The sequence below is a fragment of the Pseudomonas sp. BP8 genome (genome assembly GCF_017875955.1).
Classification (GTDB): Bacteria; Pseudomonadota; Gammaproteobacteria; order Pseudomonadales; family Pseudomonadaceae; genus Aquipseudomonas.
Genome location: NZ_JAGINK010000001.1, coordinates 77,544 through 91,084 on the forward strand (window position 1 = coordinate 77,544; position 13,541 = coordinate 91,084).

The window sequence follows — 13,541 nt, forward strand, 5'->3', positions numbered from 1 at the left end:
ACTCCACGGCTTCTCGGCCATTTCGTTTTCCCAGCTTTTTCGATAAGTGTTGCTTATGGATTTTCGCCAACTGCGCTATTTCGTCGCGGTCTATGAAGAGGGCCATGTCGGCCGAGCGGCGGAGCGCCTGTCACTGTCTCAGCCGGCATTGTCGCAGCAGATCCGCCAACTCGAACACAGTCTCGACCTGAGCCTGTTCGAGCGCAGCAACAAGCGCCTGCTGCCGACCCTCGCCGCGCACACCCTTTACAACCACGCGCAGCCCCTGCTCGACGGCTTGCAGCGAGCCCACGAGGCCATGCGCAACTTCAAGGGGCAGTCGCTGCGTACCCTGGCCATCGGCGTGCTGCAGACCGTCCGTCCGAGCCTGGTGCCGAAGTTGCTGGAGCGCGTGCGCAAAGCGCAACCGCATCTGGTGGTGCAGATCTACGAGTTGTCGGGGCTGGAGATCGAACGGCGCCTGCTCAATGGCAACCTGGATATCGGCATCAGTTACCTGCCGCCGCGCCAACCGGGTTTGCATGGCCTGATGCTGTACGAAGATGAGCTGCAGCTGGTCATCCCCAATACCCATCCGTTGAAGGACTTCAAGAAGGTATCGATCAGACAGGCCGCCGAATTACCCATGCTGATGCTGGGCGAGGAGTTTCAGATCCGCCAGATCTGGAAAGAACAGTTGGCCAACCAAGGGCGCCGGCCGCAGGTACAGGCCGAGATGAACAACATGGGCGGGATTCTCGACAGCCTCGCGCATACCGCGTTGGCGACGATATTGCCCGGTCGGGCCAAGGAGGCTGCAGAGGATGACCAAGCGCTGCTGTGGAAGCCCTTGAGCGAGCCGCGGGTGCCACTCAAGGTTGGCCTGGTGTTCCGCGACGCTCAACGCCAGCAGGCTTCGGTGGAGCTATTGCGCACGTTGCTCGAGGAAGAAACCGATCCCCGCCCGTTAGGCGTTGCGCCATTGGACGTGCTGAACTGAAAAAGCTGCAGACAAAGAAAACCCCGCCGAAGCGGGGTTTTCCAGACTGTTTCCCTGACATCCTTATCGCCTCACCATCCTGGCGAGAATCCTACGGTTCCCTGTTCTGTCCTTTGCGCTTCCTGCGCTCCGTCCATGTAAGAAAGATTACCTGTGGATCCAATCTGAGAGAAGAGGCGAAAAGTCACCACGTCGTGTAGGAAAATGCTTACAAGCGGATGCCATGCAAACACAGGCGCCGCGCAGCGGCCCCGGATTCTCAGAACTGCGCAGCATCCAGCAGGTACAGCGTCTCGCTCCCCGCCTTCACCGAAGCCACCAGCGAATCCACCCGCGGCAGTAACCGGGCAAAGTAGAACCGCGCCGTCCCCAGCTTGGCACCATAGAACGCCTCATCCCCTTCACCCGCCTGGGCCGACCGCGCCATCAAGGCCCACATGTAGCCATAGGCTACGTACCCAAACGCATGCAGGTACTCGACTGACGCCGCACCAATCTCGTTCGGGTTGCCTTTGGCCTGCTCCAGCACCCACTCGGTGAGCCCATCGAGCTGCTCCAGCGCAGCGCCTAAAGGCTGGGTAAATTCGCCAAGCTCGCTGCCGGCAGTGCCAATGAACTGCCGAATCTCGTCAGCGAACACCCGGTAGAACGCGCCACCGCTGCCGACGACCTTGCGCCCCATCAGGTCGAGTGCCTGGATGCCGTTGGTGCCTTCGTAGATCTGCGTGATACGCACGTCACGCACCAACTGCTCCTGGCCCCACTCGCGGATGTAACCATGGCCACCGAACACCTGCTGGCCATGCACAGCGCACTCCAGGCCGGTATCGGTCAGAAAGGCCTTGGCCACCGGCGTCAGTAGCGCCACCAGCTCTTCACTGCGTTTGCGCGTGACCGGGTCTGCGCTGTACTTGGCGCTGTCCAGTTGCATCGCGACATAGGTGGAGAATGCCCGCCCACCCTCGATCAGGGCCTTCATGGTCAGCAGCATGCGGCGCACATCGGGATGGACAATGATCGGATCGGCGACCTTGTCCTTGGCCTGCGGACCGGTCGGCGAACGGCTCTGCAGACGGTCGCGCGCATACTCGACGGCGTTCTGGTAGGAGCGCTCAGCCGACGCCAGGCCCTGAATACCCACCCCCAGGCGCTCGTAGTTCATCATGGTGAACATCGCCGCCAGGCCCTTGTTCGGCTCACCGACCAGGTAACCCACGGCGCTGTCAAAATTCATCACGCAGGTGGCCGAGCCCTGGATGCCCATCTTGTGCTCGATGGAGCCACAGTTGGCGGGATTGCGCGCGCCCAGGCTGCCATCTGGATTGACCAGAAACTTGGGCACCAGAAACAGCGAGATGCCCTTCGGTCCAGCCGGGGCATCCGGCAACTTGGCCAGCACCAGATGAATGATGTTCTCGGTCAGGTCGTGCTCGCCGCCGGTAATGAAAATCTTGGTACCGCTGACCTGGTAGCTGCCATCCGCCTGCGGCTCGGCCTTGGTGCGGATAATGCCCAGGTCGGTACCGGCATGCGGTTCGGTCAGGCACATCGAGCCTGCCCAGACGCCGGCATACATGTTCGGCAGGTACTGCTGCTTGAGCGCCTCACTGGCGTGGGCGTTGATCGACAGGCAGGCACCGGCGGTAAGCATCGGATACAGTCCGAAGGACAGGCTCGAGGCATTGACCATCTCCTCGACCTGAGCCGAGATCGCCTTGGGCATGCCCATGCCGCCAAACTGCGGATCGCCACCGACGCCGACCCAGCCGCCTTCAGCGTAGGTCTGGTAGGCCTCGATGAAGCCGCTCGGCGTGCGCACTGCACCGTTGTCCCACTGGCAGCCTTCCTCGTCGCTGGCCCGGTTCAGCGGGGCGATGGTCTTGCTGGTGACCTTGCCGGCCTCTTCCAGCACGGCCAGAGCAGTCTCCTGGTCGACCGCTTCAGCCAGCTCCGGCAGCTGCGACCAGAGCTTGGCCACGTCGAAGACTTCATTGAGAACGAAGCGCATATCGCGCAGGGGCGCTTTATAGTCAGCCATGACAACCTCTCGCTAGTAGGGTCGGGCGGTCTTGCAGGACCGCTGCACTGGTTTGAACGCAGTGTAACCGAACAACTTTTGCGAGACATAGGGTCATCACGTGACTAGTTAGTATTGTATAGTCACGCCATTCGCTCGGCGCCGCGTCGCGATGGCTGGCCAAACTGGACGACACAGTTACGTCCCGCCCCCTTGGCACTGTAGAGCGCTTCATCGGCAGACTTGAGTACGGCTTCAGGGTTGCGGTGATCCATCAACCGCTCGGCGACGCCAATGCTGATGGTGACCGAAACCGTGGTATTGGCACCACCTGCACGGCGCTGGCGCCCTGCCCAGTCATCCTGCGGGCGACTGCTCTGGTCACGCAACTGAATCGCATAGTTGGCGATCATCTCGCGCACCGCTTCCAGATGCGGCAGGCACTCTTCGGCCGTCTTGCCGGCAAACACCAGGGCAAATTCTTCACCGCCGTAGCGATACGCCCTACCGCCGCCCGTGACTTTGGACAGCCGGCTGGCGACCAGGCGCAGCACCTGATCGCCGACATCGTGGCCATGGGTGTCGTTGAATTTCTTGAAATGATCGACGTCAGTCATGGCGATCACGTAATTACGCCCGAGGCGCTGCATCCGCTCATTCAGTGCGCGACGCCCCGGCAAGCCGGTCAACTCGTCGCGGAAGGCCATCTGGTAGGCCTCGTGCGACACCGCCGCGGCAATCATCAGCATCACCTGGCTGCACATGATGTTCAGCGTGAACGGCAGGATAAAGGTCTTGGGCAGCATCCAGAAAATGCCGATCAGGCCGATGATCTGCGCCGCATGCAGTGGCCGCGGCTGGCGCAAGTACTGCACCACGAGCAGGATGAACACCCCAAGAAACACCGGGTAAGTCAACTGGATCAGGCTCATCCACTGCCCATGCAGCGTGGGCCAGCGAATCTCCGCCAGCCACTTCAACAGCGCCTCGGGAAAGCTCTGCTCCAGGGCCACGGCCACGCCGCCCACCGCGAACAGCACGGCGCAACGGGCGAGCATGTCTTGCGCGAGGTGGGTGCGTTCCTGCCACGCGGCGAACAGGCCGAACATGGCCGGCAGCAGCAGGCAGACCAGATGGAAGATAACTGCAGCGTCATCGCGGACGCGGCCGTTGTCACGGTAAAAGTCGGTCTGGGTATCGAGCAGGAAGTAGCCGATGTACACCGTGACCATCAGAAAAAGTTCGCGCTGGCGACGGTATACCACGCAGTAGGCACCGCCCAGCAGCAGCACCAAGGTAGGCAAAACGTTGAACAGCGATGTGAAGAAGACGCTGAGGTCTCTTACATACGCCGCGGCGAGCCCCGACACCAGCAGTACCAGTGACGGTAGAAAATGGCTCGCGCGTACAGCAGATAGTTGAAACAAGGGAATCTCCAACCCGGCAGATTAGTGGTGGCATTGTGCCTTTACTTCATCGGCAGCGCGAATGAATAGATGAATACATGGGAGGGGTTAACGGCAGGGGGGCGCTTAGGCTTAGCGTTTGTCTGTAGCAGGGTGTTAGGAGTGGTCCGTCGGGCTTGCCCCGCGAAGAGGCCATGACGGCTGGCAAAAAAGGTTCTTCACGGTGGCCGGGGGCGGCTGGGGCTGGGGCTGGGGCTGGGGCTGGGGCTGGGGCTTGGGCTTGGGCTTGGGCTTGGGCTTGGGCTTGGGCTTGGGCTTGGGCTTGTAGGTTGGGGACTTATCCATTTGATATGTTGGCTTTTCGGGCCTCTTCGCGGGGCAAGCCCGCTCCTACAGGTATTGCGCAAATTTTGAATTCGGCGCAGTACCTGTAGGAGCGGGCTTGTCCCGCGAAGAGGCCGGTACTGCCAACGCAAATCGCAGGGCGCAGCCTTGCCAACCACCCCACAAATCCGCTGGTAAACAAACAACGCGAGAGCGCAGCGATTCGCCTGCCGTTGCCCTGATTGGTGTAGAGCCAGGCAGGTATGCAAATCCTGTAGGAGCGGCGGCGCGGCGATCCGACTTGCCCCGCGAAGAGGCCGGTACTGCCAATGCAAATCGCAGGGCGCAGCCCTGCCAGCCACCCCACAAATCCGCTGGTAGATAAACAAAGCGAGAGCGCAGCGATTCGCCAGCCGTTGCCCTGGCTGTTGATCTTGCTCTTGATCTACCAGCGACTTCAGGAGGCCGAGTGGAGGTCTTGCGTAGGGAGGTGGAGGCCATGGATGGCCGGAAAGCGCTGAGGCCCAGGATGGGCCGTACAGCGCGGTCCTCCCGGAGCAAGACCGGAGCGAGGGAACCCCGCAGCGTAGCGTAGGGGCCGGATGCAGGAGCAAGCGGTTTTTGGTTACTTTTTTCCAAGAAAAAAAGTGACCCGTCGTAAGGACGGAAGGGGCCAGTGATGCCACCACATCAAATGGATAAGTCCCCAACCTCAAGCCCCAGCCCCAGCCCCAACTCCCCCAACAATCCACGAAAAACCAAAAAACCGCCTGCCAATGAGACAGACGGTTTTCGCTAAAGCAAACAGTCTCAGATCGACAAGCCGAAATGCTCCTCGTCCATCGCCATCAGGTTACCAGCGCCGGACAGCATGGTTGCCACATGGGTACGGGTACGCGGCAGAATCCGCTGGAAGTAGAAACGCGCAGTCTGCAGCTTGGCGGTGTAGAACGCCTCTTCACTGGTACCAGCAGCCAGTTTCTCGGCAGCCAGGCGAGCAATATCAGCCCAGAAGTAAGCCAGGCAGGCATAGCCGGAGTACATCAGGTAGTCGACCGACGCAGCGCCGACTTCCTCACGGTCCTTCATGGCCGCCATGCCGATCTTCATGGTCAGCTCGCCCCACTCCTTGTTGATCGCCGCCAGCGGCTCGACGAACTCCTTGATCGACGCGTTGCCTTCTTGCGCCTGGCAGAACTTGTGGACGATCTTGGTGAAGCCCTTGAGCGCTTCGCCCTGGGTCATCAAGACCTTGCGCCCCAGCAGGTCGAGGGCCTGGATGCCGGTGGTGCCTTCGTACAACATGGAAATCCGGCTATCACGCACGTTCTGCTCCATGCCCCACTCGGCAATGAAACCGTGACCACCGTAGATCTGCACGCCGTGGTTGGCGGACTCGAAACCGACTTCGGTCATGAACGCCTTGGCGATCGGGGTCATGAACGCCAGCAGCGCGTCAGCCTTTTTGCGGGCTTCTTCATCTTGGCTGTACTTGACGATGTCGACCTGCTGCGCGGTGAAGTAAACCATCGCCCGGTTGCCTTCGGCAAAGGCCTTCATGGTCAGCAGCATGCGCCGCACGTCAGGGTGGACGATGATCGGGTCGGCAGCCTTGTCGGGCGCTTTCGGGCCGGTCAGGGAACGCATCTGCAGGCGATCACGGGCGTATTTCAGACCGCCCTGGAAGGCCACTTCGGCATGGGCCAGGCCCTGCAGCGCGGTGCCCAGACGAGCGGTGTTCATGAACGTGAACATGCAGTTCAGGCCCTTGTTGGCAGGGCCGATCAGGTAACCCGTGGCGCTGTCGAAGTTCATCACACAGGTGGCGTTACCGTGGATGCCCATCTTGTGCTCCAGCGAGCCACAGCTGACGCCGTTGCGCTCACCCACGCCGCCATCGGCGGTCAGCAGGAACTTCGGCACGATGAACAGCGAAATGCCTTTGGTGCCCGCCGGGGCATCGGGCAGGCGCGCCAGGACGATATGGACGATGTTGTCGGCCATGTCGTGCTCGCCGGCCGAGATAAAGATCTTGGTCCCGGACACTTTGTACGAGCCATCTGCCTGAGGCTCGGCCTTGGTCCGCAGCATGCCCAGATCGGTGCCGCAGTGCGGCTCGGTCAGGCACATGGTGCCGGTCCACTCGCCTGACACCAGCTTGGTCAGGTAGGCCTCTTGCTGCTCTGGCGTGCCGTGCTCGGAGATGGTGTTCATCGCGCCGTGCGACAGGCCTGGGTACATGCCCCACGACCAGTTCGACTCACCGACCATTTCGCTCACCGCCAGGCCCAGCGACTCCGGCAGGCCTTGGCCGCCGTGGGCGAGGTCATGGGCCAGGCTCGGCCAGCCGCCTTCGACGAACTGCTTGTAGGCTTCCTTGAAGCCGGTAGGAGTTTTCACCCCCGACTCGCTCCAGGTGCAGCCTTCAAGGTCACCAACGCGGTTCAGCGGGGCCAGCACTTGCTCACAGAATTTCGCACCTTCCTCAAGGATCGCGTCGACCATGTCGGGCGTGGCCTCCTCGCAACCCGGCAGGCTTTGATAGTGCGCTTCGTAGCCGAGCAGCTCGTCGCGAACGAAGCGAATATCACGCAAGGGGGCTTTGTATTCAGGCATTGCGATGAACCTCTTGAGGAGTCCGGTGGGGTGACCGCTGATACCGACCAGCTCTTGGGTGGCTTTCGGTCAAACAGTTGTTTGAAACTTACGTTTAGGGGCCGGTATTGTCAAGGAGGGACTATGGTGCCATTTACGTCACGAAATATGGCTTTTACGCCAGCATCAACAATCGCCAGGTGCAATACGGCAGCGGGCTTGCCCCGCGACCACGCCAGAGTTTCAGACAAGACTGTCTGACCTGGCGTGATCGCAGGGCAAGCCCGCGTCTTGGTAAGCAGTTTGACCGCCTGTGGATCAGGCGTAGGTGTCGATGAACCTGCCGAGCATTTCGTCGGAAGCCTTGGCGACGTTGACGCCTGCCGCGACTTCATTTTTGCCCAGGGCCAGTTGCACGGTACTGGTGGCCATGTCCATTTGCTGACTGCGATCGACCGCACGCAAGCGCTCGGCCTGGTAGTCGCTGGACTGGCTGGTGGCGGCACGCTCGACGGTGCCGTTGGCGATCTGGCTGGCGGCCTGGTCGACGCGGTTCTGGCCGGCCTGGATGGCGCCAAGACCTGCGTAGTAGGCGGAGCTACCGGTGATTTCCATGTCAAGACTCCAATAACGCTGGATTACAGACAGGCTCCATTAAAGCAGCCCAACGGCAAAAAGGCCCGTTTAAATCCCTAATAGCCCAGTGCCAGCCGATAGACCCAGGGCATACCCGCCGGCATCAATCGAGCAGATCCAACTGCAAATACTCAGCCACCGCCGCCGCCCCAGGCTGCTTGAGCTTGGGCACCCGCCCCAGGCAAGGCGCCGGCAGACGCTCGGCCAGGCTCGCCAGGTTTTCTTCCAGTCGCGAGGTCTTGGGCTCGATCACGTTGGCCACCCACCCCGCCAATTGCAGACCATCACGCGCGATCGCCTCAGCGCTGAGCAGTGCATGGTTGATACAACCCAACCGCACCCCCACCACGAGGATCACCGGCAGCTTCAAGGCAATCGCCAAATCCGACAGATTGGCTTGATCCGACAACGGCACCCGCCAGCCACCGGCCCCCTCGATCAGGGTAAAGTCCGCCTCCTGAGCCAGCACATGGCGCATAGCCACCAGCAGCGCCGGCACGCCCAGTGCGATCCCCGCCTCACGCGCCGCCAGGTGCGGGGCGATGGCCGGCTCGAAGGCGAACGGATTGACCTCCTCGTAGGCCAGCTTCAGCGTGCTTTCGTCGATCAACGCCAGGGCATCGGCATTACGCAGCCCCTTGCTGGTTACGCTACAGCCAGACGCCACCGGCTTGGCTCCCAGGGTGCTGAGGCCGTTCAGACGGGCCGCATGCAGCAAGCCGGCGGCGATGGTGGTCTTGCCGACGTCGGTGTCGGTACCCGCGATGAAATACCCCTGATTCATGTCACTCCCCCGCCTGCAATGGCTTGCGCAGCACACCATAGACCACCTGATAGGTGGCCGGCAGACCCTGCGGCTGACGGAAGCGCTCATACGCCTGCAGCAAACCCTGCAGGCGTGCTCGGCCGGTCAGGCCGGCCGGGCGACCGGGGTTGAGGTTGTGCGCCCCCAAGGCCTTCAGCTCATGGGTCAGGCTGCGCAGATCCGGGTAATGCAAAACCTGCGCGCGCTGCTCAAGCCCCAGCAGCTGCAGGCTGCTCGCGGCGCACAGGCGTTGATAATCCTCGAAGCGGCGGAAGCGATTGACGTGGGCCATGCCATCCACGGCCTGCCAGCTGGCGCGCAGTTCGTCGAGGGTGCCGACACACAGGCTGCTGAACGCCAATACCCCGCCCGGGCGCAGGACCCGCTGCGCTTCATCGAGCACATTGGCGAACTGGCTGCACCACTGCACAGCGAGGCTGCTGAACACCAAGTCGACGCAGTCAGCCTGCAACGGTAGGCGTTCGGCATCGCCTGCGACGTGAAAACGCGCACCACCCTCGCGCCGGGCATGGCCGAGCATGCCTTCGGCGATATCTACCGCAACCCCCAGCGAACCGGCAAAACGCTCGGCCAGCGCCCGGCTGAAGTGGCCGGTACCACTGCCCAGATCGAGCCAACGACTGGGGGCAAGATCGCCCGGCAGTCGGCCGAGCAGATCACTACCGACCGCCCGCTGCAGGGCCGCGACGCTGTCATAACTGGCCGCAGCCTTGGAGAACGACGCCGCCACCTGGCGTTTGTCCGGCAGCATGCCGGGCAGGCTCGGCTGGGAAAGATCAGTCATCACCACTCTCATGCAGAAAACTCTTGATGCCCGCCGCCAGCTCCTGTGGATATTCCAGCAGGAAGGCGTGCGAACTCTCTTCGACCAGGCCGACTTCAACGTCAGGGAGCAGCTCGCTCAAGGCCTTGGCCGCCTCCGCCGGGACCAGCGCATCGCTGCCGGCAAACAGGTGCAGCTGAGGGCCGGCGTACTGTTCCAGCGCCGCGCGGGTGTCGAGCCGGGCGAGCACTTCCAGGCCGCTGGCGAGGTACAGCGGGTCGGTATTGGGCACCCCTACGCCGAGCTGGCGCAGCAACGTGCGCGGCATCTGCGCACCCTCGCTGCACAGCGTGCGAAAGCGCTTGAGGGTGACCTGGGGATGGCTGCGGCAACCATCGACAAAGGTACCGAAGGTGTCTGGCGCCATGCCGTGCGGCCAATCCGCCCGGCTGACGAAACTCGGGTTGCTAGCCAGCGTCAGCAGCCCACAACAATGATCACCGCGCCGGCGCGCCAGTTCGCTGGCGAGCATGCCGCCCAGCGACCAGCCGCCCAGCCAGGTGTCGCGCGGCAACTTGCGATCAAGCTGGTCGACCCAGGCCTGCACATCGCCCTCGGCCAGTTCCGGCAAGGGCATCAGTTCGACCAGCAAACGTGAGTCCTGCGCCCGCAAGCTGGCGGCGAGCGGTTCCAGTGCAGCGGTGCCCAGGCCCCAGCCTGGCAAAAGGATCAGTCGGTTACGCATCGGCGGACTCCAGCAGTGGGAAACACTCGGCCAATGCATTCAACAATAGCTCGACCTGGGCCGCACTGTGCGCGGCGCTCAAGGTTACCCGCAGGCGCGCACTGCCTGCAGGCACGGTCGGCGGGCGAATCGCCGTCACCAGCAGCCCGCGCTCACGCAACATCCGTGACAGCTGCAAGGCACGTGCGCTGTCGCCGATCAGGATCGGCTGGATCGGCGTCTGGCTGTCCATCAACTGCAAACCGATCTGCTCCGCGCCCCGGCGGAACTGGCCAATCAGCGCAGCCAGGTGCTCGCGCCGCCAGCTTTCGCGGCGCAGCAGTTGCAAGCTCTTCAGCGTCGCGCAGGCCAATGCCGGCGGTTGGCTGGTGGTGTAGATGTACGGCCTGGCGAACTGCACCAGCGCCTCGATCAGCTCTTCACTGCCGGCGACAAAAGCGCCCGCCGTGCCACAGGCCTTGCCGAGCGTGCCGATCAACACCGGGACATCATCCAGACCCAGGCCGAAGTGCTCGACGATCCCGCCGCCATTGGCGCCGAGGGTGCCCAAGCCGTGCGCGTCATCGACCATCAACCAGGCACCGCGGGCTCTTGCCGTTGCCGCCAGGGCCGGCAGGTCAGCGAGGTCACCGTCCATGCTGAACACCCCATCGGTCACCACCAGGGTGTTGCCGGTGGCCTTGTCGAGGCGCTTGGCCAGGCTGAGCGGGTCGTTGTGCAGATAGCGGTTGAAGCGGGCGCCGCTGAGCAGCCCACCATCGAGCAGCGAGGCGTGGTTGAGGCGATCCTGCAGGATCGTGTCACCCTGCCCGACCAGCGCGGTGATCGCCCCCAGGTTGGCCATGTAGCCGGTGGAGAACAGCAAGGCGCGCGGCCGCCCGGTAAGCTCGGCAAGCGCCTCTTCGAGGTCGTGATGCGGTGTGCTGTGACCGATCACCAGGTGCGAGGCGCCACCACCCACCCCCCAGCGCTCGGCGCCAGCACGCCAGGCGGCGATCACCTCGGGGTGATTGGCCAGGCCCAGGTAGTCATTGTTGCAGAAGGCCAGCAGTGGCTGGCCATCGACCACCACCTCTGGTCCCTGCGGGCTTTGCAGCAACGGCCGCTGCCGATAGAGGTCGGCGGCGCGCCGTTCGGCAAGGCGCGCCGACAAGTCGAAGGCCATGCTCAGGCAGACGCTGCGTCGTAGAACATCTCGCTGCTGCGCTGCTCGACCAATGCCTGCTCGATGGCGGCCTGATGCACTTCGTCAGCGTGCTCTTCGCGCGCTTCCGGCTTGATCCCGAGGCGGGCGAACAGTTGCATGTCCTTGTCAGCCTGCGGGTTGGCGGTGGTCAGTAGCTTCTCGCCGTAGAAGATCGAGTTGGCGCCAGCCATGAAGGCCAGGGCCTGCATCTGCTCGTTCATCGCTTCGCGGCCAGCGGACAGACGCACATGGGATTTGGGCATGAGGATCCGGGCCACCGCCAGCATGCGGATGAAGTCGAACGGGTCGACGTCTTCTTCATTGGCCAGGGGCGTGCCGGCAACCTTGACCAGCATGTTGATCGGCACCGACTCCGGGTGCTCAGGCAGGTTGGCCAACTGGATCAGCAGGTTGGCACGGTCATCGAGCGACTCGCCCATGCCGAGGATGCCCCCCGAGCAGATCTTCATCCCGGCATCGCGGACATACGCCAGCGTTTGCAGGCGCTCGCTGTAAGTGCGGGTGGTGATGATGCTGGTATAGAAGTCGGGCGAGGTGTCGAGGTTGTGGTTGTAGTAGTCCAGGCCGGCGCTGGCCAGCGCGGCAGTCTGGTCCTGATCGAGGCGACCGAGGGTCATGCAGGTTTCCAGGCCCAGGGCCTTGACCCCTTTGACCATCTCCAGCACATACGGCATGTCCTTGGCGGACGGGTGCTTCCAGGCGGCGCCCATGCAGAAGCGGGTCGAGCCGATGGCCTTGGCCCGGGCGGCTTCCTCAAGCACCTTCTGCACTTCCATCAACTTCTGTTTTTCCAGCCCGGTGTTGTAGTGGCCGGACTGCGGACAATATTTGCAATCTTCCGGACAGGCACCGGTCTTGATCGACAGCAGCGTCGACACCTGTACGCGATTGGGGTCGAAATGTGCGCGATGCACGCTCTGCGCCTGGAACAGCAAGTCGTTGAACGGTTGCTGGAACAATGCTTTGACTTCGGCCAGGGCCCAGTCGTGACGTGTTGTTGCAGTTGTGCTGGCGCTCATCGGCGTTTCCTTATCTAGGCTTTGACTGGCGCGGTGACAGCAAAGCCGCCGGCGCATCACGGATAAGCGCAATATTTACGGAAGGCCCATGGACTGTCAACTACTGGTAAGGCGACCGGTTTACAAGTGTATAAATATTGATCAAGCATGTCTGCTCTGTGATGAGCCCGCCGATCAGGCCTACCCGCTGTGCATGGCCTGTGAGGCCGAGTTGCCCTGGCTGGTGGAGCAATGCCTGCAGTGTGCGCTGCCGCTGCCGATGGCGGACCTCAGTTGCGGCCAGTGCAGCCGCCGGCCGCCGGCGTTTGCCCACGTGGTTGCGCCGTGGCATTTCGGTTTTCCGCTGGACACCTTGGTCAGCCGCTTCAAGCATCGTAGCCAGTGGCCGATCGGCCAGTTGCTGGCGCGACTGCTCGGGCATGCCCTGGAGCATCGCTACGCAGAAGGCCTGGCACGGCCTGACCAGTTGTTGCCCGTGCCACTGGCGGCACGTCGACTGCGCCAGCGCGGGTTCAACCAGGCCGAGATGCTCGCACGCTGGCTGTCTGGGCAGCTGAAGATTGCCTGCAACGGGCGCTTGCTTCAGCGCTCGCGGGATACGCCGGCGCAGCAGATGCTCGGCGCACGGGAACGACGGCGCAACTTGCGTCAGGCGTTTTGCCTGGCGCCTGGGGCCAATGTAGAGGGGCTGCATGTGGCAGTGATTGACGATGTGCTCACCACTGGCGCCACCGCCCATGCGCTGGCCGAGGTACTGCGCAAGGCGGGGGCGCGGCGGGTCGATGTGTATTGTTTGGCGCGCACGCCGAAACCTGGTCAGGCTTGAGGGCCTAGGGGGCCGCTGCGCGCCCCTTTCGCGACACAAGGCCGCTCCCACAGTGTGGACCGCGTTACCACAGGGGGACTGTGCAACGCGGTCCACACTGTGGGAGCGGCCTTGTGTCGCGAAAGGGCTGCGCAGCGGCCCCGGCATTCGACTTGACTCAACCCAGGTGGGGAGGCAACGTCGCTCCATCCACCCCTA

The 13,541-nt window shown here is 62.8% G+C and carries 11 protein-coding genes; 2 read left to right on the forward strand and 9 right to left on the reverse strand.

The genetic code is table 11. The features are described from left to right. The first annotated feature begins 55 nt into the window (after nt 1-55). Nucleotides 56-979, forward strand: a complete 924-nt coding sequence (locus J3B00_RS00350) for a LysR family transcriptional regulator (RefSeq protein ID WP_209861865.1) — start codon at nt 56-58, stop codon at nt 977-979. 259 nt (nt 980-1,238) lie between these two features. On the opposite strand, the gene J3B00_RS00355 is transcribed toward J3B00_RS00350, so the two are convergent. From J3B00_RS00355 to bioB, 9 genes are all read right to left on the reverse strand, one after another. Next, a complete protein-coding gene (locus J3B00_RS00355) occupies nt 1,239-3,017 on the reverse strand; it encodes an acyl-CoA dehydrogenase C-terminal domain-containing protein (protein WP_209861869.1) in 1,779 nt (592 codons plus the stop codon). Between the two features lie 122 nt (nt 3,018-3,139). Beyond that, nucleotides 3,140-4,423 carry a GGDEF domain-containing protein gene (locus J3B00_RS00360; protein ID WP_209861872.1) on the reverse strand — a complete coding sequence of 428 codons (1,284 nt, stop codon included), beginning with the start codon at nt 4,421-4,423 and terminating at the stop codon, nt 3,140-3,142. A gap of 1,113 nt (nt 4,424-5,536) precedes the next feature. Further along, entirely contained in the window at nt 5,537-7,342 is a 1,806-nt protein-coding gene (locus J3B00_RS00365; protein WP_209861875.1) for a phenylacyl-CoA dehydrogenase, read from the reverse strand. 297 nt (nt 7,343-7,639) lie between these two features. Next, on the reverse strand, nt 7,640-7,936 hold the full coding sequence (locus J3B00_RS00370; protein WP_209861878.1) for a pyrroloquinoline quinone biosynthesis protein PqqE: 297 nt from the start codon (nt 7,934-7,936) through the stop codon (nt 7,640-7,642). Nucleotides 7,937-8,060: 124 nt separating this feature from the next. After that, on the reverse strand, nt 8,061-8,741 hold the full coding sequence (bioD, locus tag J3B00_RS00375) for a dethiobiotin synthase (RefSeq protein WP_209861881.1): 681 nt from the start codon (nt 8,739-8,741) through the stop codon (nt 8,061-8,063). A 1-nt stretch (nt 8,742) separates the two neighbouring features. Then, nucleotides 8,743-9,567, reverse strand: a complete 825-nt coding sequence (gene bioC, locus J3B00_RS00380) for a malonyl-ACP O-methyltransferase BioC (RefSeq protein WP_209861884.1) — start codon at nt 9,565-9,567, stop codon at nt 8,743-8,745. Next, complete coding sequence (locus J3B00_RS00385) at nt 9,560-10,291, reverse strand: alpha/beta fold hydrolase (protein WP_209861887.1); 732 nt, start codon at nt 10,289-10,291, stop codon at nt 9,560-9,562. The genes bioC and J3B00_RS00385 overlap by 8 nt, the downstream gene beginning before the upstream one ends. After that, the gene (gene bioF, locus J3B00_RS00390) at nt 10,284-11,456 is read right to left on the reverse strand and encodes an 8-amino-7-oxononanoate synthase (RefSeq protein WP_209861892.1); all 1,173 of its coding nucleotides are present in this window, start codon (nt 11,454-11,456) and stop codon (nt 10,284-10,286) included. The genes J3B00_RS00385 and bioF overlap by 8 nt, the downstream gene beginning before the upstream one ends. Nucleotides 11,457-11,458: 2 nt before the next feature. Beyond that, entirely contained in the window at nt 11,459-12,517 is a 1,059-nt protein-coding gene (bioB, locus tag J3B00_RS00395; protein ID WP_209861897.1) for a biotin synthase BioB, read from the reverse strand. A gap of 88 nt (nt 12,518-12,605) precedes the next feature. On the opposite strand from bioB, the gene J3B00_RS00400 reads away from it, so the two are divergent. Beyond that, entirely contained in the window at nt 12,606-13,343 is a 738-nt protein-coding gene (locus tag J3B00_RS00400; protein ID WP_209861902.1) for a ComF family protein, read from the forward strand. Nucleotides 13,344-13,541 lie beyond the last annotated feature (198 nt).

Bases quoted from the DNA above. Each gene is read 5' to 3' on its own strand.
- J3B00_RS00400 (WP_209861902.1), top strand. From the start codon at position 12,606: ATGGACTGTCAACTACTGGTAAGGCGACCGGTTTACAAGTGTATAAAT.
- bioF (WP_209861892.1), bottom strand. From the start codon at position 11,456: ATGGCCTTCGACTTGTCGGCGCGCCTTGCCGAACGGCGCGCCGCCGAC.
- J3B00_RS00350 (WP_209861865.1), top strand. From the start codon at position 56: ATGGATTTTCGCCAACTGCGCTATTTCGTCGCGGTCTATGAAGAGGGC.
- J3B00_RS00355 (WP_209861869.1), bottom strand. From the start codon at position 3,017: ATGGCTGACTATAAAGCGCCCCTGCGCGATATGCGCTTCGTTCTCAAT.
- bioD (WP_209861881.1), bottom strand. From the start codon at position 8,741: ATGAATCAGGGGTATTTCATCGCGGGTACCGACACCGACGTCGGCAAG.
- bioC (WP_209861884.1), bottom strand. From the start codon at position 9,567: ATGACTGATCTTTCCCAGCCGAGCCTGCCCGGCATGCTGCCGGACAAA.
- bioB (WP_209861897.1), bottom strand. From the start codon at position 12,517: ATGAGCGCCAGCACAACTGCAACAACACGTCACGACTGGGCCCTGGCC.
- J3B00_RS00370 (WP_209861878.1), bottom strand. From the start codon at position 7,936: ATGGAAATCACCGGTAGCTCCGCCTACTACGCAGGTCTTGGCGCCATC.
- J3B00_RS00365 (WP_209861875.1), bottom strand. From the start codon at position 7,342: ATGCCTGAATACAAAGCCCCCTTGCGTGATATTCGCTTCGTTCGCGAC.
- J3B00_RS00385 (WP_209861887.1), bottom strand. From the start codon at position 10,291: ATGCGTAACCGACTGATCCTTTTGCCAGGCTGGGGCCTGGGCACCGCT.